Below are 25,031 nucleotides of genomic sequence, written 5' to 3' on the forward strand. Positions count from 1 at the left end.
GAGATGTATATTTTCATACAAACGCTGCTTTTTTGTGATAACAACTATTTTTAGGGAAGGTCTCGACGATGTTCAACCAGACACCTATTTCATTTTATTTTGCGTCTTCTCAATATATTTTTCTAAGCGTTCTTTATCTGGAACCGTTGTTATCTCTTTTGTTGCCGAAATAGTAAAAGCATTTAAAGCTTCCTCGTACCGTTTTTGTTGATACAAATATCTTCCCTTTAAATAATGAGCTTTCCAATAATCTGGGTTTTTGGTTTGAAGTTCTATTAGCATAGTTTCTGATACATTAGTTTCCTCACTAATAGCACTCTCCATTGTTCGTTCAAGTACTCGGTATTCTTCATAATTTTTGTACGCTTCAGAATGCACAAACGGATCTTCGGCAATTACTTTTTCAATATCGGCTAAAGTAGTCATTGCTGGATTTTTATCTCGGTTTGCAAACACTTTATTGAGGTCGTATGAAACAAACTCACCTAATTGATACGGATTTGACGAAATCCAAACTTGGCGTTTTTCAGGTTTAAAGACGATTCCATGATGAGCTAGCAATTGGTTTAACGCTTTCTCATTTCCGAAGCCAATTTTCTCATCATTCAATCCTTCGCGATTGCGCAATAATGAAACTGCATCGACAACCGTCATTTTACCTTCGTCTTTTTGCAAAATCTCTTCCATTCTATCAAAACGGTATTTACTATGACTCTCTAAAATACTTTTAGCATTTCGTTTATCCTCTTTAAAGGCTTCACTTTGAAAATGATTACTACAAACTAATTGATTGTTATTCACTACATCATAAACTCCAAAATTACTTGGCGCTACTTCAATTAAAATAGCCTTACCATCTGCTGCACTACCTACCATAATACTTTCGCTTACAAAAACCTCCCGTTTTTTAGCAATCGCAATAGCCTCTTCAATGGTGGTTGCGTATTGCAAAATCTCTCTACTTACAATTGAAATAGGGGTTTTAGCAATTAGCGGCACTTTAGACTTAGATGCGTTTATAGTTACTGTCAATCCTGCAAGATTCATCCCTGAAGTCACTCCTGTAAATCCACCCCAAGTTATACTCATATATGGATTTCCTTGATCCGGGTTTATAAATGCTATAATTTTTTGTTCTGCAAACTCATCTCCTGCATAAAAATCGAAATTACGTGCAATCAACAATTCGCCATCATCGGTTTTGTCACCCCAAGCCGCAAAAGAAGAACAGCCTACTAAAGCTAAGTCTTGCAAAGCGTGCCCTATATCGTGTGCACTGTGTAAATAAAGGGAACGTAAGTACGGTGGTGCAATGGTGTTAAATTCATCAAGCGCAAATCTTGAAACACCGAATATTTCGGCTTTAAACTCCGGCTGAACGTGTTTATACATTTTACGATTGTACCACTTTAAAAAGCTTCGTAAAAATGACTGCCAAGTAGTGGAAGGCACAAGATCATTTACTTTAGTTATAAAAACTCTCTCTTGAATTTCAATGAGTTCTCTAGTAAGGCTTCCCATTAATAGTCCGCGCTCTAAAGGATCACCTTCAACATAAAGTTCCCATAGGCCGTGTTCATTTTTAGTTAAAAAACTATTACCTGCATAATAAGTACTATCATTTACCCTTACTCTAGAAGGAATAGCTGCATTGTAAGTGCTAACATCTGGCAAGTCGTTAAGTGATTTATTAATTCCACAAGACGAGAAAAGCAGTAGTATTAACACATTTAAAAAAAGAACAAAACCTTTGAGTTTATCCATTTTTATGGCGTTTGTGATAATTTTTATTGACTTTTCTCACCATTTTCTTCTCTTTATAATCCGTCCATTTAGTTCCAAATGTATAACGTAGTAAATTTTCTACATTTCTAAGAATAGTAACATTATAAAGCATTGTTCCAAGACCTTTTAAGTTACGCTGAAATGCTCTTAACGTAATTGAAAAACCTCCATCTAAATATTTTATGTAATGCCAATATGCTGGAGGCATATATAATGCATCGCCGTGTTCCATAAAAACCTCGATAGCCTCAAGATCTTGCAAAGCTGGATATTTTTCAAAATCTGGATTGTCTAAATCTATAGATTCTAAACCGTGAATACTCCAAGGCACTTGGTACATATTTTTAGATTGCGAAGGTGGAAATAACCATACACGCTTATGTCCATGAAAATGAAAATGCACTAGATTTGCAACATCCATATCGTAATGAGGCACAACATTACTTCCTTCTCCTCCAAAAAACATTACTGGTAGCCGCTTAAAAAACTTCAAACCAATTTCCGGATATTTAATATCTTCTATAAGTATAGGAAGCTTTTTTAAGGTATCATAAAAGAAGATACGAAGATCAGTGGGTTGAGTCTTTAATATTTCTAAGTAATCATAAAGGCGCATTTCAGTAACTGGAACTGCACTTTTTTGTTTTCCTTTAGTAGGTTCATTATTGTATAATGGCACCACCGTTTCTCCAGCTAAAGATTGTATATAATCTAAATTCCATTTTTCATAAGCAGGCCAATTTTTAGTCCAACTTTTTTTAATAAGCACAGGCTGTTTATTAAGGTAGTGGGTAACAAAATCTTCTTTAGAGAGTTCATTTACTGTCACTATTAGTTTTGTTTTAATGGTTCCCATATACTTGATTAAGTTGTTATTGTTTCACTAGCTTTCTGTACTTTATCTACTAAATATTCTTGTCCTAAAATTGCTGAACACGTTAGCATTCCACTAATTGTAACCCCTAAAATTCCGTGCATATTTAAACTTGCCCCTGTAAAATAGAGATTTTTAATTTTAGTTTTGGGTGATATCATAGACTGCATGCTATTGCTTACATCCTTAACATACCCATACATTGCACCTTCATTACACGCAATATAATCGCGATACGAAAGTGGTGTAGAAGAATAAACCGATTTAATACAAGAGCGAATGTTTGGAAACTTCTTCTCTAACTCTTTCAACAGAACCTCCTCTTTTTCTTTTTTAAACTGCTCGTAGGTTTGCCCTCTTTCATTTTTATTTGCTGCAGTATTAAAAGTATCACCCCATTGAGCGACTTCATCAAAATGCATATAGGTCATTACCGTTATGGTATCTCCATAACCATCGCTATTTTTTCTAGTTCCCATAGAAACCATATAACTTTCTGGCCAATTTTCCTCTTCGTAATGCAACACATCCCAAACCCTATTAGCATCCTTATAATGGTAATGGTTTTTATTCATGTAAGGGAATGTGCCTGGCTTTAACACAATGTACAAACTAAAAGCTGCAACAGTGCTTTTTATATCTTCGATTCGTTTAACATATGATTTTCTTAAATGCTCAGAACCAATCATTTTAATAGTGAGCTTAGGCTCAATATTAGAAATAAACAGATCGCCGTATAGTGTCTTTCCTCCAGAAACTTCAACAGCTTTCACCATTTTATCTTCCATTATAAAATTGACTACCTCATGTCGTTTATAGGCTTCACCACCGTGTTCTTTAAGTCGTTTTAATAATGCTTTAGTTATTTGAGACCCACCATTTACACAACGATAACTACTTTCAATATAACTGTTAACCGAAAGTGCATGTACAAAAAACGGCGTCAAATTACCATCTCCTGCGTATAATAAATTAGAACCTGCAAGTACCGCCTGGAGCTTTTTATTAGTTGTAATAGCTGAAATAAACTCTTTCGCACTCGTGCTAAAAAGATCGTTATCACTATAATTAGGCGCACCATTCGCTACATTATATAATGGAAAACTAGAGCAGGTTGTTTTTAATTTTTCACAATAAAACCTAATAGATTCCTCTTCCTCAGGAAAATCAACTAATAAATTTTGAATAAAATTTTCATAACCTTGCGCGTGTGGATACTCTTTTGGGTCATTATCAAATGATATAATATCGAAACCATCTTCGTCCATTCGTTTCCACGCTATGTCATCATAAATCCCTAAATACTTAAAATATTTGTATAGATTTTGTCCTTCTTCAAGCCCACCTACATAATGTACTCCAGTGTCAAAAATTGTTTTATCCCTTGAAAAAGTTTGAAGATTCCCGCCAAACTGGTTATTCTTTTCTAACACACAAACGCTCTTTCCCTCCTTAGCAAGTACAATAGCAGAAACCAATCCACCCATACCGCTACCCACAATTACAACGTCGTACCTATCTTTCATTTACTTGTATTTTTAAAAACACTTAATGTAGTTGAAGTTTCCATTAATTCAAACCCATCAAAAATGGTTTGCGATTTAGTGTCAAGCTGAGGGGAATGTAGTAAAAATATAAAATTTAGTGATTGAAATGAAATTGGCTTTAGTTTCACTTCGGAAATATTAATACCATTAACAATGAGTACATCAAAAACCCCATGTTCTATTGCCGAAAAACTATTGACAAAAAATAGTTTTCGTTCGGTATTAGTAATAAAACTATTTTTAAGTGTTTGTAACAACTCCTCATTACTTACAACTTGCGTTATTTTACGTTGTGCTCCATCTAGTGCTAGCAAGAAACTAAGTGCCCCTGTATCATTTGACAACTGAAGTATAGATGCAGTAGCAGGAATTGTATTTATTATTGAATAATATGCTTGTTTATTGACTTTTAATTCTTGCTTAACTTTACGACAAATATCTTGACCTTTAAACCTATAATCTTCTAAAATAGTTTTATAAAAATACGTAGGCGACTCTATAGTATTTCTAAATCTGAAAAACTCTTTTCTAAAATAGGCTGTGATATTTTTAGTTTTAGCACTATAATTATCCCCAAATTGGGTTGCTTCGTGAGGAATTCTTTTTAAAATCTCTACGGAAATTTTCCCGTCTTTTATAATAAAACTTCCTTTTGGTAAAACTTCTGAATTACCGTGAATTAAAACAGGAATTATATCGAGTTTTAAAGTTTCGGCTAAGAAAAAAGCTCCTTTATGAAAGCGTTTCACTCTATTGGTTTTAGAACGGGTACCTTCCGGAAATGCGATTAACGAATATCCTTGATCTACTTTAGGCTGTAAATGTGCTACAGCTTCTTCAATACCTTTAGAAACTGGATAAAAGCCCGCAAGTTTTACAGCACGCCCAAAAATAGGCGAATTGTACACCCAATCATTCACTAGAAAAATAAGCTTTGGTGTTAGCATTCCTATTGCAAGAATATCTAAAAACGACGTATGATTAGCAATTAAAAATGCAGGTTTTATAAAAGTTTCATTGTGTGGATTCAAAACTGTTTTATCCACAAATGGATTTGTATAAAGTACCGATTTCATCAACTTAGAAATAAGTTTATGAAAAACTGGCATCGATTTCTTTTTAGAAAAAGGAAGTATTGGGATGAGTAATACTCCTAATATTGATAATAAAAATGCTCCAAGTCCAAAATAAGTAAACGACAGTATCGAGTGAATTAAATATCGCACATGAATAGGCCTCTTATTTCGGCTACCTATAAACAGTTTAAACAATAAAGGCTGCAGTGTAAATGCAAGTATCATGGCCATTAAAATACCAATGATTGAAACTATCGAAATTGTATATAATGCAGGATGTTTAGCAAAAATGAGTACTCCTATTCCTAGAATTGTAGTTAAAACTGAAAGTAATATCGAAGTTTTATGTGTCGCTAATGCAGGCTCGCCAGTCTTCAATTCGTGTAACAGGCCATTGGTAACAAATATGGAATAGTCAATCCCAAGACCAAAAATGAATGTTGAAATAATAATATTAAAAATATTAAACTGAATATCCAAAACTCCCATTATTCCAATGGTAACAAGCCAAGTTAAAAACACAGGTAAAACTGTTACAAGTGTCAACGAAAGACTTCGGTAGAAAAGTAAAAGCAACACGATAACGACAATTAACGAGTATCCAATAAGTTTATTAAAATCATCACGTAATGAACCAAGTAGAGATTCATTCATGGCTTTTCGGTCAATTAACACCATATTTTCAAACCCTTCAAAAGCATCTTCCACTTCTGGAATTTGTGCTTCATCTAACTTAATAATTGAATTTGCAGTATATAAACCATCACGTTCGTTTACAAAATCGTCTAAATTAATTGCTGGAAGCTCATCGAAAGCTTCAGGAGATAAGGGTTTAAAATTATTATCTAGTGTTTTGTAAAATGTATTAAATGTGGTTGGCTTAAAACCTAAAGCAGCACTACTTTCTATTAAATCACTTTTAAAAGTTTCTTTCTTTTCAATTGTCCAAAAACGATTCCAGCGATTGATGTTTTCTTGTTGCTTACTTTCAGAATTTACAATAGCTGAGACACTACTATAATCTTTAATAACGCCTTGGTTTTTAAGTGCTTTTAACTTTAAAAATATCGCATCATTAACTTGCAACACACTATCTTCAGCCGAGCTATAACCAATAGCATATAATGATTTAGACTCAATATTGGTAAGTGCATCAAGGGTTTTCTTAGCCTCTTTAAAGTCCTGCGGTTCGTAATTAAGAGTTTCTAAATCATTATTAAACTTTACTGTATTATAAGTAAACAAACTCATCACACATAAACCAGCAACGCTTACTAGAATAATTTTATTTTTTTCAAATGAATAATTTGAAATACGATCAAGAATATTTCTTTTAACTGAAACACTACGAGCGGAATCTTTTGCGCTGTTTTTATACATCTGAGGAATGAATAACAATGCTACAATTGAAGCTGTAATAACACTTACTGCAGCGAAAATCCCTAAATCCTGCAATGCTTGAGAGTCTAAAAACAAAAGACATAAAAATGCCAAAGCAGTTGTGAGCGAACTCATCAAGATGGGTTTTGCTATTTCTTTGTAGAGTTGTTTAATATTAGACTCGTTTCTAATATGAGTTAATATATGTAATGAATAATCGAGAGTAACACCCAATAAAATGGAACCAATTCCAAGGGATATAGCCGAAATTTGATGGCGAATTAAATAAAGCACAGCAATGGATACTAAAGCACCTACTATAGTTGGTGCAAATAGAATTAACGGGATATATATTTTACGATAAAATAGGATGAAAATTAACATCAATACTGTTAAAGCAATTCCTAATGTTAATTGGATGTCGCCTTTAATTTGTCGAGCATTTTCCACAGCTAATAAAGCTGCTCCGTAGTATTTGAGATTCGCTTTATTTTCAAACTGTGTGTTTAAAGAAGAACGGATACTATATAAAATATTTGTAAAAACCTCATTATTTGCCGCATCATCTGCTGCATATTGTGGCGTTATAAATAAAAGCACATGCTCCTCATCTTTAGAAACTAAATAGCCATTTTTTATAGTAAAATCGTCTCCAACATTAAGTTCTTGTAGCTTTTTTAAACCCATAAATGATAAACTTAATGGATCTCTAATAATTGACTTTTTCGCTATAATCCCAGAAGGAGATATTAGAGTTTTATAATTTGACTCCGTTAGCGAAGCAATACTATCGCTGTTTAACCTATTAGCCAAACTTATATAATCTGCTTCGTCTAAAAATTGCGGAAGATTTTTATAAATAAAATCTAGCGTAAGATCAATACCATTATCTCCCACAGCACCATCAACTTGTTGAACATACATTGATGCTGAACGTTGTAGACTGTCTAAATACACCGTAGCGTAGTCAGTAGCATTGTCAATAGTCCCATCTTTTTGTTTTGAAATGGTGACAATTATTTTATCTGAAAAGTTAACTGATTTTAATATTTTCTGAAGGGCTCTTGTTTCTTCGGTTGCAGGAAGAAGCTTCATTATATCCTCTTCAAAAGTTATTCTTGAAGCAGTAAAACCTATAATTGTAATCGCTAAAAAAGCAAGCAATAAAGCGACTAACCTGTGCTGTTTTATCTTAGTGAAAGTATGATAAAAAAAACTATCCATTAGCAATGGCTTTCTTATTTCCGAAGAAGGAAAAAATTATAAAACTCAAAAACCCAAGAAGTGTTGCTGCAGTTATTGCTAATGTAAAACTACCTACAACATATGTTTTTAGATGTTTAATAAACTCGAAGTTTTCATTAATTGTATCAACTGAAAAATTAAATTCTGAACCCAAAAGCCAACTCCCCAATTTCAAACTAGCATAAAGAATAAAAGGAATAAAAGGAGGCAAACTAACATTTGAAAATGTGAAAGCAATCACTTTATTTAGTTTTAAAGCCACTGCCAGAAAAACAACGAGTATTGTATGTAAACCCCACAATGGTGATATTCCAACAAACACTCCTAAAGCCACAGACAAAGCTTTTTTTACAGGACTATCATCTATCCCTAAAAGATCTTCCGCTAGAAATTTCTTAACCCCTTTTTTTTTAAAATTACGAATGAAATCTCGCGGTTTAATATAAAAAAGCGTGATTATAACAAAGACAGTATTTAATATTGAGATGCGAGTAAAATCCTTAAAAGGTCTAAAATGTGAAACACGCTCACTTTCATCATAGAGTACCTGAACAGGGATATTTTCTACTGTAACACCTCGCCAAGCAGCTTTTACTATCACTTCAATTTCAAACTCAAATTTCTTGGTAATAAATTTCATTTCTGAAATAGGCTGCAATGGATATAATCTAAAACCAGATTGTGTATCCTGCAATTTAATTCCAGTTTCAAACCAAAACCAAAAATTAGAAAACTTATTCCCAAAACTACTTTTTTTAGGAACTCCCTCTTGAGACATATTCCTTGAACCTATTAGTAATAAATTTTTAGTACTTGACTGATCTAAGCATTCAATAAATTGTGCTATATCTTCTGGGAAATGTTGCCCATCACTGTCAATTGTAATAGCATTTTTAAAGCCTAAGACTATTGCTTTTTTAAAACCAACTCGTAGTGCATTTCCTTTTCCTTGGTTAGGAGAAATAGTGATAATTTCTAATTGAGAATATGCTTCTAAAATTTTTGAGGTTTCGTCAGTTGCACCATCATTAACAATTATAATATTGTTAGTGTATTTTAAGACACCGTTCAAAACACGATTCAAGGTTTTGGCATTATTATACGTGGGTATAATAATGCAGCATTTATGGTCTTGTAAAAGTTGGTTAGTAGCAGTGATGCTCATTGATTACTATTAGTTACCTAGCAATCAAAAATAAGAAATTGAAAGACAATAGCGACGTTAAAATCTCCTTTTAAGTAGCAAGTTGAAAGCATTTTCAAAATGCTAGAAATTAAAAACTAGATTTCTCAGCATCAGTAAAGAGTGAGGATTGCTGCACATACCCTTTCACAAATTTACGAACGTCAGCTGATGTTGTTTGGGAGATATTTGAAAGAATAAAGTTTTTATCTTCATCTAAGTCGTTTCGGTACTTTAAAAACTTTGGAGCATTTTCTTGAATACTTAATCGGATAACTCTAATTTCAATATTGTTAGAATTAGCAAGAACAGCTTTCTCTAATAATAAAACTCCATCTTTAAATAGTATTTTTTTGTTTTTCACGCCTTTTACTAATCTAGATTGAAGTGTCATTAAAGCACCATTATAAGCGTCTTTAACGCTAGAATCTTCTTTAACCGAAGCTAGGTTTTTTTCAAAAATAGCGATAGCTTGATCTCCCTCATTTACTTTTACATAGGAAGTTCTTACGGCATCTAATGATTGCGCGCTAATAGATGCAGTAGCAAGTAATAAAAAAAAGTATAGAAGTTTCATTAGTCTATAATTGTAAATAATGCACTCATTTTTAGTGCTAGGGTTTCTCCAAAACTAGAGATGTTTTTTGTTTTAAAACCGTTTTCTACTTCTGTAATAGTGATTGAAAGTTTTAAATATGGCGTTTTATTAGGATTAATAATAGCCATAAATTTAATGTTTGTAGTCTCACTTAAAAATAATGTTGAGTCAACTGCCTTTTCAGTAAGTTCTTTAATAATTTGAATCATGCATACTCCAGGCATTACAGGATTCCCAGGGAAATGGCCTTTAAAAATATCATTATCCTTATTTAGATATATTTCAGCTTCAACCACACCATCAGTGTATTCGAAATTTTCAAGAGTATATAAATCTTTAATTAACATTTTTATTTTTTAAGATATTCAAGTGCTATTGACAGCTTAATATTATTGTGATTGATATTAATTTTTTTTGCGATATTTTCTTCAACATCATTAAATGTAATCAATATTTTTATTCTTCCATTTGGGGCATTTGCAATTGAATACAATTGTTTTGACTCCACGTTTTCAGAAAATAGATTCCCACCATCAGAATTTGCTGTTTCAAACACATCATATTCTGAATTTTGGTATTGTGATACTACATCTGTTTTTTCAGTAATCAGAATTCTAAAATCCTTTTCTAATGTATTAACTACAATTTTTCTATCTAAATCTGGCAGAATAAAATTCTTGGTAAAGGTATCACCATCGTATAGAAAATCAAATATTTTACTTCCAAATTCAGTTGTAAAAACAACTCGGTGTTTTACTTCGGAAATTTTCTTGACAATTAAAATTCCGCCAAAATAATTTCCGTAGATATCAAGCTTTGCTTTATAAACATAATCTTTGGATAGATCAGAAAAATATGGGCTACCTATGTTCTGTTTTGAAACAGGAACTTCAAGCCCTTTTATTATCTTAGGTCCACACGAAAAAAGCGTTAGTATTAAAAGGCTACTGAGTAAAAACCGAATCATCGATAGGAGTGTTTATCTTTCGATTAGAGAATACAATTTTTGTATAATCCTGTGATGGTTCAATCATTTTCACTTGCGTTACTGCACCGTCTGTTGTATCAAAAAGCAATTCAAATGAGGCAATATACTCTAACATTTTACTGTCTTTAGGGACAAACACTGCCTTACTTGAATTTCTTGTTTTAAAATAAGTGACATTAAAATCGTCGTCGCTAAACATATCGCCCTTCACGCTGTTAACTATAAGCTGATTAAGTTTTTTAAACATCTTGCTACTCCCAATGTCTATGGCATTTTTTGTACCTCCATCATTAATAAGTAATTGTTCATCTTTAAAAATAACACTATACTCGTATGGTTTTGTATACTCCCATTTTACTAATCCTGGAGCCTTGAACTGAAGTGCTCCAAAAGTTTCTATATCGTTATCTAAAAAGTCTAAATGTTTATACTGAATAAAATCACTTTTAATAGTATTCGCTTCTTGTGAAGCTTTAACTACCATAGCTTTAAATGACTCAATTTCAGAAGCATTCATTGCAGTCTCTTGGCTAAAAGTGACTGAAGAAACAAATATAAACACCATTAATAATACCTTACTCATAGGGTTGAATATTCAAAAGTTGATCTACTGTAACCGACTTTAATTTATGCTTTTGTAAAAATAGCAATAAGTGTTCCAAAACAGCGATACTCTTTTCACTTGTATCGTGTAATAAAATGACATCGCCAGGCTTTAAATTTCGTGTAATTCGTTTCAAAGTATATTCCTTCGAAAACGGAAGTGTATCAAGAGATCTTTTATTCCATCCTATTGATACAAGTTTAGTAGTAGCTATAGCCCGTTTAATCCTAGGATTTGTAACACCAAATGCTGGTCGATACATTTTAACTGTCTTCCCTGAAACCTCTTTTATTAGGGTGGTTGTTTTATTAAGCTCACCCACTACTTTATTGGTTGCTAAAAAACCAAAGTTATTAGCGTGATGGTATGTATGGTTCCCAACTGTATGTCCCTCATTTATTATTTGATTCAATAGCTTGGGGTTTGCTTTTATATTATTTCCTATGCAAAAAAAAGTTGCTTTTGCATTATGCTTTTTTAGTAAATCTAAAACTCTTGGTGTGAACTCTGGATGTGGTCCATCGTCAAATGTTATTGAGATAATTGGCTCTTGAGTATTTGGATTGCTATAAAGTGATTTAAAAAAATAATTCCAGCGTATGAATCCTGAACCACACATAGTTACAAGCAACCATATACTTCCAATAGTTATAAAAACAACATAACTTAAATCCACAAAAAAACTAGCAACTATTAATATTGCTACTAAAAGAGTAAAGAAAACATTAACTGTTTTAAAATTTAGCATTTGCGTAACATCACGAAGGTGTGATTATCTCCGCGATACTGATTGTAAATGAGAATGGTATTTAAAGCAGATGGTGCTTTATCATTAAGTTTAATGCAATCTGGCATTTGTTGAGTCTTTAGCATTTTGGCGCCAAGCCAAACCCCAAATGCTGATGCCGTTTTATACTCTCCAATTAAGTGTTTATAAACCACCTGCTGTGTGTTAGCAAATACTCCTTCGGAAAGTTTATTAAAATACTCATCAAAATTAACATCGCCATTATTCCCTAAAACAACTGCATCAATATCATTTACTGTATAATTATTTTGTTTTAGAAATTCGTACAATTTAGTCTCAACTCTTGTTAATCCAAGGGTATTATATATTGCAACATCTATTAACTCAGCATACGTACTTTCTTGCTTGGCATTTGATAAAACAATAAATGAAGCTCCTTCACTAAAAACAGCGCCAACAGTTTTTGACGAAAGAATATTCAAATTATCTATTGTTTGTTCCTGCTTAATATGATCTATTAAACCGTGTACTTTAATCATATGCGGGCCAAGCTCATCAACACCTCCTACTAAAATATTAGTAGCTTCATCGAGTTCTAATTGTAATTGGGCGTCTAACAAAGCAGTTTCAAACGAACTACTTGAATGAACATATGTAAAGTTATACCCTTTGCACTGTATCCCTAAAGCTATTTGCCCTCCCACTGTATTATGTGTGGATTGTATAAAAGATGTTGGGGTTAAAAATTCTTCATTATTGTCGATTATTTTAGCAACAAAACGTTCGCTTTCAATAACACAACCCATTCCTGAACCAGTTATAACAGCATCGACAGATTCCAGTCCAGCTTCTTCTAATGCAACCTTTGAAGCTACCACTCCCATTTTAATTCCTTTTGCCATTCGGCGAGCTGAACCAGCATCTAAATATGCTTTGTAATTAGGATTTACAACTGAAATATTAGTGGTTGAATAATTGACAATTTCATTTAAAAACTCCGAGTTATCGAATGTTTTTTGAGAGGTAATTGCTCCTATGCTATTTATAAATACTTTTTTCATTAGGGCTTTTTAGAAAATAATACCGAAGTACAGTTACCACCAAAACCTAACGAATTAGAAAGCACAGTGTTTAATTCTTTTTTGATGAGTGATGTTTCTGGAGTAATACTAAACTCTTTCATCTTGTTTTTGAAATTCAGATTTGGAAATATCACATTGTTTTGTAGTGCCAATACTGCATATATTGCTTCGACCCCTCCTGCAGCAGCAAGCGTGTGGCCTGTGTATGCTTTAGTTGAACTAAATGGAGGAACTTCTTCGCCAAAAACTCTAATAATTGCACGACCTTCAGATAAATCGTTATTAGGTGTTGCGGTTCCGTGGGCATTAATATAATCAACATCCTTAGGAGCAAGGTTAGCAACCCTTAACGTTTTCTCCATTGCAGCTGTCGCACCATCTCCATTTTCTGAAGAAGCCGTTTGATGAAATGCATCATTTGTATTACCGTAGCCTTTAACATAAGCCAATACTTTTCTATTTTCTGCTTTTACAATCTCATCACTTTCTAAAACAAGGTACGCTGCAGCTTCACCTAGATTCAAGCCCTTTCTGGCATCATCAAAAGGTGTATTATAAGTGTCACTAAGTATCATTAATGTTTTAAAACCATTAATAGTAAACTTAGACAAACAGTCGGTTCCTCCTACTACTACACGATCTAATTTTCCAGATTTAATCAATCTAGAACCTATAATTATTGCATTAGCAGCAGATGAACAAGCAGTACTTATTGTAGAAACGAAGCTCTCTTCTATTCCTAATAGCTTAGCAATTTTCTGAGTTCCATCACCTAAATGATGTCCATCAATATACTTTCTGTTTGTAGGGTTTTCAATATAATCGTAGAAATACTTTTCAGTCATATCCATCCCACCTACAGTACTAGCAGATATTAATCCGGATCGATACTTAGCCATATTAGTTATTCCAGCATTTTCAACGGCTTGTTTAGCGGCAAATGCACCGAGTAAACTTGAACGAGAATAATTATGGTCTGCTGGTAAATCTAAAGACTTTTCTAAATCTGCATTAGTATAGGCTATTTCACCAACCATAATACAGTCTTTATGAATAGTATCTATTTTTGAGATTTTAGAAATCCCTTTTTTACCATTTATTAGTGATAGGTAATTTTCCTCCACATTGTTTCCAATAGCAGAAATTATTCCCATCCCAGTTATGGCTACACTTTTACTCATCTACTATGCTCTATTAGCTTCAATAAAAGCAGCCATAGTATTTACAGATTCAAAGATTTTTTTACCATCCTTAGGGTCAGTTAATTTAATCCCGTAATCTTTATCAAGCATTACAATTAACTCAAGTGCATCAATTGAATCAAGACCCAAGCCATCACCAAATAACACCTCATCATCTGCAATTTCTGCTACTGTAACATCTTCAAGATTTAATTGCTCGATGATTTTAGTCTTTAATTCTTCTTTTAGTTCACTCATAATTCTTGGTATAATCTATTTATTTCTTTGGTTGTATGTTCAATTTTACTCTTTTCTGTACTTACTAAATACATAAAAGCTTCATAATTTTCTTCATCTACATTTACCCATCCACAGAGAACTTCATTTGACTTTTTTGAGGAGATTAAGCTGCTTGCATAGTCAAATAGATGCTCACCGCTAAAGTCATCAAAGATAAAAAAACTATTCTCACTATATAACCTATGCCTAATGCAAATTTCACCTATACAAATATTAGGTAAGGTGTAAACAAACACAGCTGGACTAGGATAATAATTAGTGCTATCGGCAATTGATTTTTGATGTTTTCTATCTGTATCTAAACTTGAGGCATTATTACTTAAAACAACAGCAATATCTCTTTCTTCAATAGCCTCAGTGGGTGTTTTCAATAACATTTCGGCAGCCAAAAAAGACAGCTTACTTAAGGTATCCATTTTAAAAAATTTTCTATAATTAAGATCTAATTCTTTATAGATGTTTTTTAAAACTAAAGGTATTTCTGTTTCACTAGAAGTTATTTGGCTATTGCCATTTAGTGAAGCTTTTCCATTTTTTATGCTACAGTAATTTGAAATGTAATATGTGTTTTCCAATAGAAATTATTTTTTCTTACAAACAAACATTGTGTGATACTCCCCTAAAGCTACATCTTCATCTATAAAAAGACCTGCTTCATTAATTATTCTTTTCAAGACCGTTGAAGGATACATTTTACTATTACCATTCGCCATCACTGTAAAATATAATGAGGTTGCTTCTAAAGCAAAACGGGCATTTTCAAATTTTTGACGGTCAGTATATGTTTCAATTATTACTAACCTTGTTTCTTGATCCATTGCATTAACAGCCGTGTTTATTATGGTGCTTATTTCTGCTTCAGAAAAACAATCTAAAAATTGACACATCCATATTACATCTACGCCTTTAGGTAATTTTTTGGGCTTTTTTGAGAGCCAATCTATTTCTTGTCCAATAACGCGATCAGAAAATCCTTTCGCTGTAATATTAGCGATTGCCTTTTTTAATTGTCCTGGTAAATCTAAAATTCGCATTTTAACTTCAGGATCTTTTGCAAGACAATTCATTGCAAACTTCCCAGTGTTTCCTCCTATATCATAGATAATACTAGGATTATAGGTAAATAATTTTTCTAATGCTTCATCAAAAATCGGATCGCTATAATGATGATCAAATTCAAACCAAGATGTTTGAATATCCTTTGGAAGTTGTGACAACCCTTCATAAATAGTGCTCCACTTTCCAAGCTCTTGCAATCCTTCTGGAGTTCCATTTTTTATGGCTTCAGGTAGATGATATAAACCTTTATAGCAAACATCATTTGTGAAGTTTAAATTAACTCTAGTAGTCTCATGATAATTTAAGAAATATCCTGTTTTAGTTAACCTATACTTCCCTTCTTCTTGGGCAACTATATATGAACTTTCTGCAATTTCAAGTAAAACGCCCACACCATAAGTATCAAGTTCTAATGCATCACCTATTTGAGTAATAGAGACACCACCTCTTTTTCTATTTTCAAAAATATAACTAAAAATCCCTAGTTTTTTCAATGATACCGTTGCTTGAAATACAAAAGGTGCAAATGCAATTTTATGTGCTTCTTGCACTGCATCAAAGGCGGTTTCAGCTTTCGTATTCATTGTGTCGTTGTGTATTAAATGTTAAATATAACCTATTTGATACTATTCACTTCCTTAAAAATTACAGCAGTATTACATCCTCCAAATCCAGAGGCAGTTTTAATAAATATTGAGAGTGGTTTTTTTGTAGTTGTCTTCACAACATTTAAAGGCTGAGAAACCCCTAATTCTTCAAAACCTAAAGATGCAAAAAGTGTGTTATTAGCTAGTGAATGCATTCCTAAAATAGTTTCTAACAATCCCGATGCTCCAAGGGTATGCCCAAAATATCCTTTAAAACTATTAATAGGCACTGTGCTCATTCCAGCCCTACCAAAAGCGATTGATTCCATTTCATCATTAAAATTTGTTGCTGTTCCATGAGCTGAAATATAGTCAATATCTTCACTAGTAATACCAGCTTCTTTTAATGCATTTTTTATACTCCTATAAAGTCCCTCACCTGTTCTTGACGGTCCGGAAATGTGGTTTGCATCATTGCATGCACTATCTCCTAAAACCTCAACGGCTTCAGGTGCTAGGTTTTCACTTTTAGAAGTTACTAAAGCTGTAGCTGCAACTTCACCAATATTAATACCTGTTCTATTTTTATCATAAGGCTTACAGCGTTCACTGCTCAAAGCTTGAAACGAATCGAAACCACTTAAAATAAATGGTGAAACCATATCACCAGAAACTACAATTACTTCGTCAAATCGCCCTATTGCAATGTATCTTTTAGCTACTGCTATTGCAAGAATTCCAGACACACACGCGTTAGAAACAACAATAGGTTCAGTTGTAAAACCGAAATGAGCCTTTAAACTATTTGCCAGAGATGAAAGGTAACTTCGTTTTGGTTGAAAAGAGTTATCATCATCAATCGCATCAATATTACCTTTGGTTGTTGAAATAATTAATCCTGTTTTTTTAGTAATGTTAATTTCTGAAATTTTAAGAACATTATCCATTGATAAAAGCATCATTTTTTCTAACCTAGTATGTTCTTGATTAGTTGAAATTTCGGCGTATGCCTTGTCTAGTAAAACATCGTTAATAACCGAAGCAAAAACAAGGTGTGGCAATACATCAGGATTGTCTATCAATGAGAGTCCGCTTTTTTCTTTGCTTATTGCATTAACTACTGTCTTGCTGTTAAAGCCTAAGCTAGAAATGATATTATTATATGAAACAAATATTTTATGCATTAATTAGTCCAACTTTTTTCTTCCATTCAACAATAAAATCTGGTATTGTAAGTGATAATTCTCCTCCTAATTCAACAAATACTTGAACTGTTTCTCCAGTACATGCGAGCTTTCCTTCTGGATTATAAATTTTGTAGCGAAAAATAATTTTAGCTGCTTCACAATCTATGTAAGTTGTTTCAACTTTGGCCACATCACCATAGCGCAGTGGTAATTTATGTGACGTGGAAGATGTAACGATTGGTGTTGAAAAGTTATGGTCTTTTTGATCAAGATAGCCTATACCGTGTTCACGACCAAAGGCTTCACGACCATCTTCGAAATATTGTATATAATTTCCATGCCAAACAATACCAAGGGGATCTGTTTCCACAAATCGCACTCTAATTTCGCTTATATGCGTAAGTGTTTTTGCTTTAGACAGCGTGCTTCTTTTCATTATATAGTATTGAAATTAATAGTGTTACGAGGAAAAACAAAAATAATAAAGAGATTTCAGGCAGTACTTGTAAAACAGAAGCATTTCTTAGAAAGACATCATAAAACCCTTCTAATCCCCAATTCATTGGAGAAATGTTAGAGAGCTGTTGCATGAATTTAGGCATGATAAAAACCGGAACCCATACTCCTCCTAAAGCCGCAAGTATTACTACAAATGTAGCCCCAAATGGAGCAGCTTGTTCTTGAGTTTTTGCTATAGTACCTAATAAAAGCCCTAGACCAATTGCTGCTAAGCCGGCAAAAAAAGCAACTAAAAACAACATAGGCAACTTGCCACTTACATCTAAAACTGGAAGCCCTAATAATGGAAAAACAAATAATCCAACTAGTAACATTAAGGCAAATTGAATTAGGCAAACGGCCAAATAAACTATTGTTTTTCCACCTAAAACCGTTGCATAGGATATAGGCTGAGTCCTCAACCTAACAAAAGTTCCTTGATTTTTTTCCTTCACCATATTTATCGATAATGGAACTATAATAAAAAATATAGCGAATAAAGCCCAAGCAGGAACGTTGTGTTGTGCACTGTTGGGTATTAATTCTGCTTCACCATTTGTTGGTGTAACTTCTTTAAAGGTGATAAAAGGTTCGGTTTCAAAAAGCTGATCTTCTTCTCCTAATTGTTCTTGAAAGGCTTTATAAATAGTTTGAGTTTCTATTTTAGAAATCATTTTGTCAATACCGCTTTTTACTTGATTTTTAAATGAACCCTGTGTTGCCGGATCAAAATACAAAGTAACTTGGATAGGTTGCACTTTTTCAATTTCCAATGCCATAGAAGGCGCTTCTTCTAAACCAAATGCAGCTAACATACGCTCAACATTATCGTTTACTTTAGTCGCTAACCTTTGTGATAAGGTTGCAGGAATAACAATCGCTAGTTGATAATCACCGTTAAAAACTTTAGCTTTTGCAGTTTCAGCATTTTGCTCTTGAACTATTGCGAATGCGTCTGAACTTGACAAACCTTCTCTAATACTTGCAGCCACTTCTCCTTGATCATTATCTACAAGAAGAATAGGTATCTTAACACTATTGACTGCTTTAAAACTGCTATCTTGTATAAGTGTAATCACTAATAACAAAGCAAGTGGCATTAAAAATAAAATTGCTATTCCACCCAAATCTCTTGAGAGCAACTTATATTCCTTTATAGCTGAAACCCAAATTTTATGCATGGTCTCTAAGTTCTTTACCCGTTAATTGTAAAAATACATCCTCAAGGTTTGTTGCGTTTTCTAGATTGCTGATTAATTGAGCAGGAGTTCCTTTTATAACTATTTCGCCTTTATCAATTATTGCAACTCGGTCACAGAAACTTTCTGCTTCATTTAAGTGATGAGAAGTATAAATTATGGTAGTACCATTTTTATTAAGTTTTTGTAAATGCTGAATAATTACATTTTTAGACTGTACATCAACACCCACAGTAGGTTCGTCTAAAAATAACACTTTGGGTTTATGAAGTATACTAGCAAGTAGGTTTACACGACGTTTCATCCCGCCAGAAAATGTCTGAATTTTTTTATGAGCAAAAGATTCTAAGCCAAGAACTGCTAATTGATCCAAAATATCTTTCTTTAGATTAACCCCTTTCAATCCGTACATATTTCCAAAATACCAAAGGTTTTCATATGCGGTCATTGTAGGATATAATGCATATTCTTGAGGCACAATCCCTATCGTTTTCTTAAGCTTATTTTTATGTTCTTTAAAAGTTAATTCATCAATTGAAAAAGAACCCGAAGTAGGTTTGATTAATGAGCTTAGCATTGAAATTAGAGTAGTTTTCCCTGCACCGTTAGGCCCAAGAAGTCCGAAAATCTCATTTTCATTGATTTCAAGACTCAAGTTTTTTACAGAATAGTCTTCTGCATCTTCATATTTCTTTGAAAGCTGATTAATTGAAATCATGCAAGTTAAATTAGACAGCTTTTTTTAATTTCTTAAAAAATGCTTTTTCACGATTGGCTATTGATTCTAACAAAGTTGCAACTTCATCGTATTTATCTATTGCAATAGAGTTACTTCGGTTTTTATAAATTCTTGAAGATTCTAAAGCGAAATCTCGCCACATATCACCTATTTCAGTCATTTCTATAGAAAGTTTTTTAAGCTCTTCGTTTTTTAACAACTCACCAGATTCCTGTAAAAAAGCACCGTAAATGTATCTAAATCCGCCACCACCAGTTCCTATTTCTTCTTGCATTCGTACAATCTGCCCTAAGTAATGGTTTGCTTTCTTTACCCCTAATTTTTTAGGCCACTTTCTTATAAGTTTAGCGACAGTTTTAATTCCCTTTACCCCTACAAATGGAACTGGGGCAGCCATATCCCTACAGGTATGTTTAATGCCTTTTACAATTGCACTTTCAAGCTCTAATTTATCTGGAAATACTGTTGGATAATAAATATGTCCTTTGGGCGCCATTGCCCCTTTGGCAAAACGTACTTTTTCTAATTCCTTAGATGTAAGGGTTGTCACATTCTCCATCACTGGATCACTTATTAAATAAGTATCATTCTCTTTGCCGTATACGACTAAATTGTGCGCATTAAAATGAAAGCGATACTCATCTGGAAAATAAGTTAAATTATAAACTCCAACTTGTAAACCTACTGGATTATTTGCCGCTAAATTTTCGTCTAGTCTCTTTTTTGCTGCAGTAGGGTTACTAAACTTTTCTCGTTTTACTTTTATTCCAACTCTCTTTGCAAAACGATTGAAAATATGACCTGGCATTGCTCTATAAGTAAAGACTGGTGCATAATTCACTTTTAAAAACGGGATGTAACAAAAAAGCAATCCTGAACCTATACCAAAAACCATAGGCTCACTTACTTGAAAACCGTTATGCTTCATTAAGTTAGACACTACGCCATTTTCGCAATGTGCAGATTGATGATGTGTGAAATCGATTTTCATAATTTAAGAGGGACCGTTTTGAAGTTCTTCAATCGTGATGTCAAATACATCAGCATATTTAGCTAATTTTTTATTCGATAATTTCTGAAATACGCTAGGTTTAAAATGGCGCTTAACAGTCCACTTAAAAAAACCTACATAGCTAGCTAAAATAGTTAAATCCATTTTACACAACTCCATGTAATATTCAATTGGGCTTGTTGTGCCTGCAAGTACTCTTAAACGAGCTTCTTCAACACGCTTTTCAATATCTTCAAGGGCATTGTCTAAGGCAATTTTTTTGGGATCCCATCCACTACTTAATTCTGTAGTATAGTTTCCATCTTCATCCACAGCATAGCATAATTCCTTAGAATTTACTTTGTTTAAACTGCTTTCGTCTTGTGGTACTTCTTTTTTTTTCAAACTTCGCGAATGATTAGATTCATTGTACAATCTACAATTAAATCTTCATTATTGAAAGTTGAAGTTTCCATAGTACACATTACATAATCTCCCATGTCAAATTTAGAGATAAGTGACGCTTTTGTAATTATTGTATCTAGCACTTTAGGAAGTGTATAGATTTTTGTTTTTTTAATAGCACTTATAAAGCCCACAACTTTATTTCCCTTCCCCTCTAGATCGCTATCGTCAAAAAACTTTTGTCCAACTATAGCTGAACACGTCTGGGCATTATTTTCAATAAGACCACTTTCAGACAAAAAGTGATTTGTATTTACAAAAGGACAACTTGTAGTAATTCTGAAACTTGAAGAAACCGAATCATCTGTTAAGCTTAGCAATTTGTCAACCATAAGCATAGGTGCTCGATGTGGTAGAAAATTATGTACATCAAAGTTTTTAATATCTCGCTTCATAAGTATGTACTAAGCTAATGCTGTTTTCATTTCGCCAGTAGCGATTACCATTCCATTACAGCTTGTTGAAACAGTCACTAAGGTTATGCCCATAAATTCTTGGATAATATTGACAGTAGTTGTCAATGTATCGTCAACTTTAGGCAATGTTACTATTTGAATTTTCTTTATTGCACCTATGTATCCTGTTGGGGCGGGTTGTTGTTTAAGAAAAAAGTCATAACCAGTATGCAGTGCAACAGTTTGAGCCATGTGCTCTATAATACCTGGCGCTGTAAAATTTCCGCTTTGCGAAAAAATATTTTCGCTCTTTACAGTTAATCCTGCTGTTATGGATTTTTTAGTAAAAGCTAATAGTGAATCGACCATTACAAATGGTTTTTTCTGAGGAATTAAATCCTCAACAATCGCAGCATTTGTAATAATTTCTGGCAATAAATCCATACTAACAAACAGTTAATAAAGCATTGAAATATGAAAAGCGAGAGCTTTCCGGTACAATTAACCAAATTTTTTGACCTTTTTTAAGTTTGCCTGTTGCCATTAATCCTTCTATCATTAAATACACAGATACAGAACCTACATTACCAACTTGATCTAAATTCATAAACCACTTATCCCAAGACACCTCAACACCTCGCTCTTTAAGCTCAGCATATAATTTATCTTTAAAGTAATACGATGAAATATGTGGTAGAAAAAAATCAATATCCTCTACAGTCATATTGTGTTTTTCCAAACTACGAACCATCGATTCTACACCTTTTACAAGAATATTTGAACCTAAAATACGCGTATCTTGTTTTAATGCAAAAACCGATTTTTTAGTCCAATCGCTAGTTGGTATTTCATTCCAAGAAGTTAAAGATCCATCCTCATTTTTCTCTGAACCCGAATACATACAAGCTTCAAGTTCATTTGCGAATGAATATCCATCCATCCACTCAATTTTAAAATTAAGGTCGCCTTTAGGTTCAGACTCAAGAAGTAAAGCTCCTGCACCATCACTCAACATCCATCTTAAAAAATCTTTATTAAAAGCCAGCATAGGGTTTTCCTCTAACGTTGAAAGGTGTGCAACATCATCTTCATAAAGATCTCCACGCAACCATCCACTAACACGCTCTGAAGCTACTGCAACTGCGTTAGGAACTTCATTAGCTTTTATTGCCATATAGGCATATTTCATAGCGTTCATTCCGCTACAACAAGCACCCGTAGGCGAATTGATTTCCATATTACTACCACCTAGTTCACCATGAACCATAGCTGCATGAGAAGGTAAGCTTTGATCTGCACTTGAAGTACCTGCAGATAATAACGCTATATCATCAGCTGAAAAATTCTCATCGAATAACCCTTCAATTGCTTTTTTTGCTAGCCCAGCATTTGAATCAGTCACATTTCCGTGGTCATCAATCGCATAATAACGGTTTACAATTTTATTGTTACGAAGTACAATGCGACGAGCTTTTGAAGCTTTTCCACCCACAACACCCAATCGAGATTCCATAGAATCATTATCAACAGGGGAATTAGGTAAATATTTACTAACTTTTGTAATGTAAACGTCTTTCATTAAGCCTTCTTTAATGTGACAGAAGAATAATACTTCTTATCTCTTTTAATTTTACTGAATAAGGGGATATAAGTGAGCAAAAATACAATAAAAACAATTGGAGCAATAACCCATATTGCAAATATCATGTAATAATTAAAGTAGGGTAAAAGTTTCTGTCTTGCAGGTGTTTTTGGTCCTCCTTTTTTAATTAACATAGCTGCCCATTTACTAAAAACAACATTCCCTCTAATATCAGTTGCAATTAAATATGGTTTTACTTTTACTGCGTCCAGAGTAATCAATTGCTCTTGAAGATTACTAAAATTATTTGTCTTTAATGCAGTAGCAATTGGCTTAGTAAAAACAGACGACGCCTTTATATCTTTTTCTGAAACACCTGGTTTCGGAAAAATACCCCACATATTATCTGTCTTACCTTTCAACATCCAATACTGAATTGTAATAACGCTTACGTGATTAATATGTCTATCTACTTTTGCTATATTCCCAACTAAATTTGCTTCACAATCTAGCAAAAGTTTTTTCATTTTCTCTTGTGCCATAATCCACATATTCCTAGCACCAATTACGGTTATCACAGGTGTATTAGATAGTATTTTTTTTGCTTGAGCTGACTTAAGAAACGAATTTACAGGAACCGATGGAGTAAGATACCAAACTTGATATCCCAACAAAATTAAATCGTATTTTGTGTTAACTACATGCTCAGGAATTGGTTCTAACTCGCAGGGTATTTGCAAAAAAGATTCTGGGAATACATCGAAAAATTCGGTTTTGCCCCAAGGAAATGGATATGCCTCTTTTGGTTTAATTTCTTGATAAGTGATATTTATTTGAGCATCGTTAAGATCGGCTGTAATATTTTTTAAAATACTAGTAAGCTGACCTGTTTGCGAATAGTAAAGAACTAATACCTTTTTCATGATGCTTTGTTTAAATTCCAAAAATCAAAATAATTAAACCACTGTTTAGGATACTTTTTAAGCATCCACTCAACACTTTTAGTATACTCACGAAGTAAATGAGGTGCGTCTCTATGAATATTTTGTGCTGTACGAGCATACAAATGATAGTGTTGCTTAGGATCTTTCATTACATAAACAAAAATAACAGGGACTTTTAAACGTGATGCAATCATAAATGGTCCAGCAGGAAATCTAGCTGTTTCGCCAAGAAGTTGCTCTTCCATAAACTTGGTTCCTTTTATATATCTATCACCCGTCATGCACACAATTTCATTTCTAGCTAATGCTGCATTTATTTCAAAAATATGAGAGATATCTTCTTTAATCACGATAAACTTGGTGTGTGACTTTCTAGTATATTTACTTAAATATTCTTTGATAGCTTGACGCTCTGCATCAGTAACGACGAGACTTATTGTAGCGGTTTGATCTAATTCAGCAAAAAAGAATTCTGATATTTCAAAGTTTCCTACGTGAGCACTTATAAGTATCCCTCCTTGTTTATTATCTAATAAATTTTTAATATTCTCCCTACCGTCAAAATCATAAGTAAAACTATCCCTCATTCCAGATGAAATGGCAACCTTATCGATAATTGTTTTACCGAAAGTTACAAAACTCTTATACACATGTACAATGCTTTTAAACTTGCTATATTTTAATCTTGAATTGAAATAATAGAAAATTGCTTTTACATTTGAAGGTGCAAAAAAACAATAATACAACGCAACAAAGAAAAGTAGTAGATATGCGGCCTTTACTCCTAAATTCTT

At 33.2% G+C, this 25,031-nt stretch carries 26 protein-coding genes; all 26 read right to left on the reverse strand.

Features of this window, described 5'->3' with window-relative positions; genetic code table 11:
* Positions 1-84: 84 nt before the first annotated feature.
* Complete coding sequence (locus GBH57_RS02100; protein ID WP_151672397.1) at positions 85-1,764, reverse strand: C45 family autoproteolytic acyltransferase/hydrolase; 1,680 nt, start codon at positions 1,762-1,764, stop codon at positions 85-87.
* The gene (locus GBH57_RS02105; protein ID WP_151672398.1) at positions 1,757-2,641 is read right to left on the reverse strand and encodes a cupin-like domain-containing protein; all 885 of its coding nucleotides are present in this window, start codon (positions 2,639-2,641) and stop codon (positions 1,757-1,759) included. Before GBH57_RS02105 ends, GBH57_RS02100 begins: the two co-directional genes overlap by 8 nt.
* Before the next feature lie 8 nt (positions 2,642-2,649).
* Positions 2,650-4,185: a phytoene desaturase family protein gene (locus tag GBH57_RS02110; RefSeq protein WP_151672399.1), complete on the reverse strand. Its 1,536-nt coding sequence runs from the start codon at positions 4,183-4,185 to the stop codon at positions 2,650-2,652.
* The gene (locus tag GBH57_RS02115) at positions 4,182-7,886 is read right to left on the reverse strand and encodes an MMPL family transporter (protein ID WP_151672400.1); all 3,705 of its coding nucleotides are present in this window, start codon (positions 7,884-7,886) and stop codon (positions 4,182-4,184) included. Before GBH57_RS02115 ends, GBH57_RS02110 begins: the two co-directional genes overlap by 4 nt.
* Positions 7,879-9,072 carry a DUF2062 domain-containing protein gene (locus GBH57_RS02120; RefSeq protein WP_151672401.1) on the reverse strand — a complete coding sequence of 398 codons (1,194 nt, stop codon included), beginning with the start codon at positions 9,070-9,072 and terminating at the stop codon, positions 7,879-7,881. The genes GBH57_RS02115 and GBH57_RS02120 overlap by 8 nt, the downstream gene beginning before the upstream one ends.
* Positions 9,073-9,181: 109 nt before the next feature.
* Positions 9,182-9,667 carry a hypothetical protein gene (locus tag GBH57_RS02125; RefSeq protein WP_151672402.1) on the reverse strand — a complete coding sequence of 162 codons (486 nt, stop codon included), beginning with the start codon at positions 9,665-9,667 and terminating at the stop codon, positions 9,182-9,184.
* Complete coding sequence (locus GBH57_RS02130) at positions 9,667-10,035, reverse strand: ApeI family dehydratase (RefSeq protein ID WP_151672403.1); 369 nt, start codon at positions 10,033-10,035, stop codon at positions 9,667-9,669. Before GBH57_RS02130 ends, GBH57_RS02125 begins: the two co-directional genes overlap by 1 nt.
* A 2-nt stretch (positions 10,036-10,037) precedes the next feature.
* Positions 10,038-10,655: a flexirubin biosynthesis protein LolB2 gene (gene lolB2 / locus GBH57_RS02135; RefSeq protein WP_151672404.1), complete on the reverse strand. Its 618-nt coding sequence runs from the start codon at positions 10,653-10,655 to the stop codon at positions 10,038-10,040.
* Positions 10,633-11,259, reverse strand: a complete 627-nt coding sequence (lolA2, locus tag GBH57_RS02140; protein ID WP_151672405.1) for a flexirubin biosynthesis/transport protein LolA2 — start codon at positions 11,257-11,259, stop codon at positions 10,633-10,635. The genes lolB2 and lolA2 overlap by 23 nt, the downstream gene beginning before the upstream one ends.
* Positions 11,252-12,028: a polysaccharide deacetylase family protein gene (locus GBH57_RS02145; RefSeq protein ID WP_151672406.1), complete on the reverse strand. Its 777-nt coding sequence runs from the start codon at positions 12,026-12,028 to the stop codon at positions 11,252-11,254. Before GBH57_RS02145 ends, lolA2 begins: the two co-directional genes overlap by 8 nt.
* Positions 12,022-13,089 (reverse strand): beta-ketoacyl synthase N-terminal-like domain-containing protein, encoded by a 1,068-nt coding sequence (locus GBH57_RS02150; protein WP_151672407.1) that lies wholly within the window; start codon positions 13,087-13,089, stop codon positions 12,022-12,024. The genes GBH57_RS02145 and GBH57_RS02150 overlap by 7 nt, the downstream gene beginning before the upstream one ends.
* Entirely contained in the window at positions 13,089-14,291 is a 1,203-nt protein-coding gene (locus GBH57_RS02155) for a beta-ketoacyl-[acyl-carrier-protein] synthase family protein (protein WP_151672408.1), read from the reverse strand. The genes GBH57_RS02150 and GBH57_RS02155 overlap by 1 nt, the downstream gene beginning before the upstream one ends.
* A 3-nt stretch (positions 14,292-14,294) precedes the next feature.
* The gene (locus GBH57_RS02160) at positions 14,295-14,549 is read right to left on the reverse strand and encodes a phosphopantetheine-binding protein (protein ID WP_151672409.1); all 255 of its coding nucleotides are present in this window, start codon (positions 14,547-14,549) and stop codon (positions 14,295-14,297) included.
* Entirely contained in the window at positions 14,546-15,166 is a 621-nt protein-coding gene (locus GBH57_RS02165) for a 3-oxoacyl-ACP synthase (protein WP_151672410.1), read from the reverse strand. The genes GBH57_RS02160 and GBH57_RS02165 overlap by 4 nt, the downstream gene beginning before the upstream one ends.
* A 6-nt stretch (positions 15,167-15,172) precedes the next feature.
* Positions 15,173-16,234 carry a methyltransferase gene (locus GBH57_RS02170; protein WP_151672411.1) on the reverse strand — a complete coding sequence of 354 codons (1,062 nt, stop codon included), beginning with the start codon at positions 16,232-16,234 and terminating at the stop codon, positions 15,173-15,175.
* A 32-nt stretch (positions 16,235-16,266) separates the two neighbouring features.
* On the reverse strand, positions 16,267-17,421 hold the full coding sequence (locus GBH57_RS02175; protein ID WP_151672412.1) for a beta-ketoacyl-[acyl-carrier-protein] synthase family protein: 1,155 nt from the start codon (positions 17,419-17,421) through the stop codon (positions 16,267-16,269).
* Positions 17,414-17,860, reverse strand: coding sequence for an acyl-CoA thioesterase (locus GBH57_RS02180; RefSeq protein WP_151672413.1), 447 nt, complete (start codon positions 17,858-17,860; stop codon positions 17,414-17,416). The genes GBH57_RS02175 and GBH57_RS02180 overlap by 8 nt, the downstream gene beginning before the upstream one ends.
* Positions 17,838-19,103, reverse strand: coding sequence for an ABC transporter permease (locus GBH57_RS02185; RefSeq protein WP_151672414.1), 1,266 nt, complete (start codon positions 19,101-19,103; stop codon positions 17,838-17,840). The genes GBH57_RS02180 and GBH57_RS02185 overlap by 23 nt, the downstream gene beginning before the upstream one ends.
* Positions 19,096-19,839 carry an ABC transporter ATP-binding protein gene (locus tag GBH57_RS02190; RefSeq protein WP_151672415.1) on the reverse strand — a complete coding sequence of 248 codons (744 nt, stop codon included), beginning with the start codon at positions 19,837-19,839 and terminating at the stop codon, positions 19,096-19,098. The genes GBH57_RS02185 and GBH57_RS02190 overlap by 8 nt, the downstream gene beginning before the upstream one ends.
* Positions 19,840-19,849: 10 nt before the next feature.
* Complete coding sequence (darH, locus tag GBH57_RS02195; protein ID WP_151672416.1) at positions 19,850-20,851, reverse strand: BtrH-related acyltransferase DarH; 1,002 nt, start codon at positions 20,849-20,851, stop codon at positions 19,850-19,852.
* A gap of 3 nt (positions 20,852-20,854) precedes the next feature.
* Positions 20,855-21,256, reverse strand: a complete 402-nt coding sequence (DarG, locus tag GBH57_RS02200; RefSeq protein ID WP_151672417.1) for a flexirubin biosynthesis protein DarG — start codon at positions 21,254-21,256, stop codon at positions 20,855-20,857.
* Positions 21,253-21,711 (reverse strand): hotdog family protein, encoded by a 459-nt coding sequence (locus GBH57_RS02205; RefSeq protein WP_151672418.1) that lies wholly within the window; start codon positions 21,709-21,711, stop codon positions 21,253-21,255. Before GBH57_RS02205 ends, DarG begins: the two co-directional genes overlap by 4 nt.
* A 9-nt stretch (positions 21,712-21,720) precedes the next feature.
* Positions 21,721-22,155: a hotdog family protein gene (locus tag GBH57_RS02210; protein WP_151672419.1), complete on the reverse strand. Its 435-nt coding sequence runs from the start codon at positions 22,153-22,155 to the stop codon at positions 21,721-21,723.
* A 1-nt stretch (position 22,156) separates the two neighbouring features.
* Positions 22,157-23,290, reverse strand: a complete 1,134-nt coding sequence (darB, locus tag GBH57_RS02215) for a dialkylresorcinol biosynthesis protein DarB (protein WP_151672420.1) — start codon at positions 23,288-23,290, stop codon at positions 22,157-22,159.
* Positions 23,290-24,216, reverse strand: coding sequence for a dialkylrecorsinol condensing enzyme DarA (locus GBH57_RS02220; RefSeq protein ID WP_151672421.1), 927 nt, complete (start codon positions 24,214-24,216; stop codon positions 23,290-23,292). The genes darB and GBH57_RS02220 overlap by 1 nt, the downstream gene beginning before the upstream one ends.
* Entirely contained in the window at positions 24,213-24,887 is a 675-nt protein-coding gene (locus GBH57_RS02225) for a lysophospholipid acyltransferase family protein (protein WP_308640211.1), read from the reverse strand. Before GBH57_RS02225 ends, GBH57_RS02220 begins: the two co-directional genes overlap by 4 nt.
* Positions 24,888-25,031 lie beyond the last annotated feature (144 nt).

This window comes from Patiriisocius marinus, from assembly GCF_008974325.1.
Classification (GTDB): Bacteria; Bacteroidota; Bacteroidia; order Flavobacteriales; family Flavobacteriaceae; genus Patiriisocius; species Patiriisocius marinus.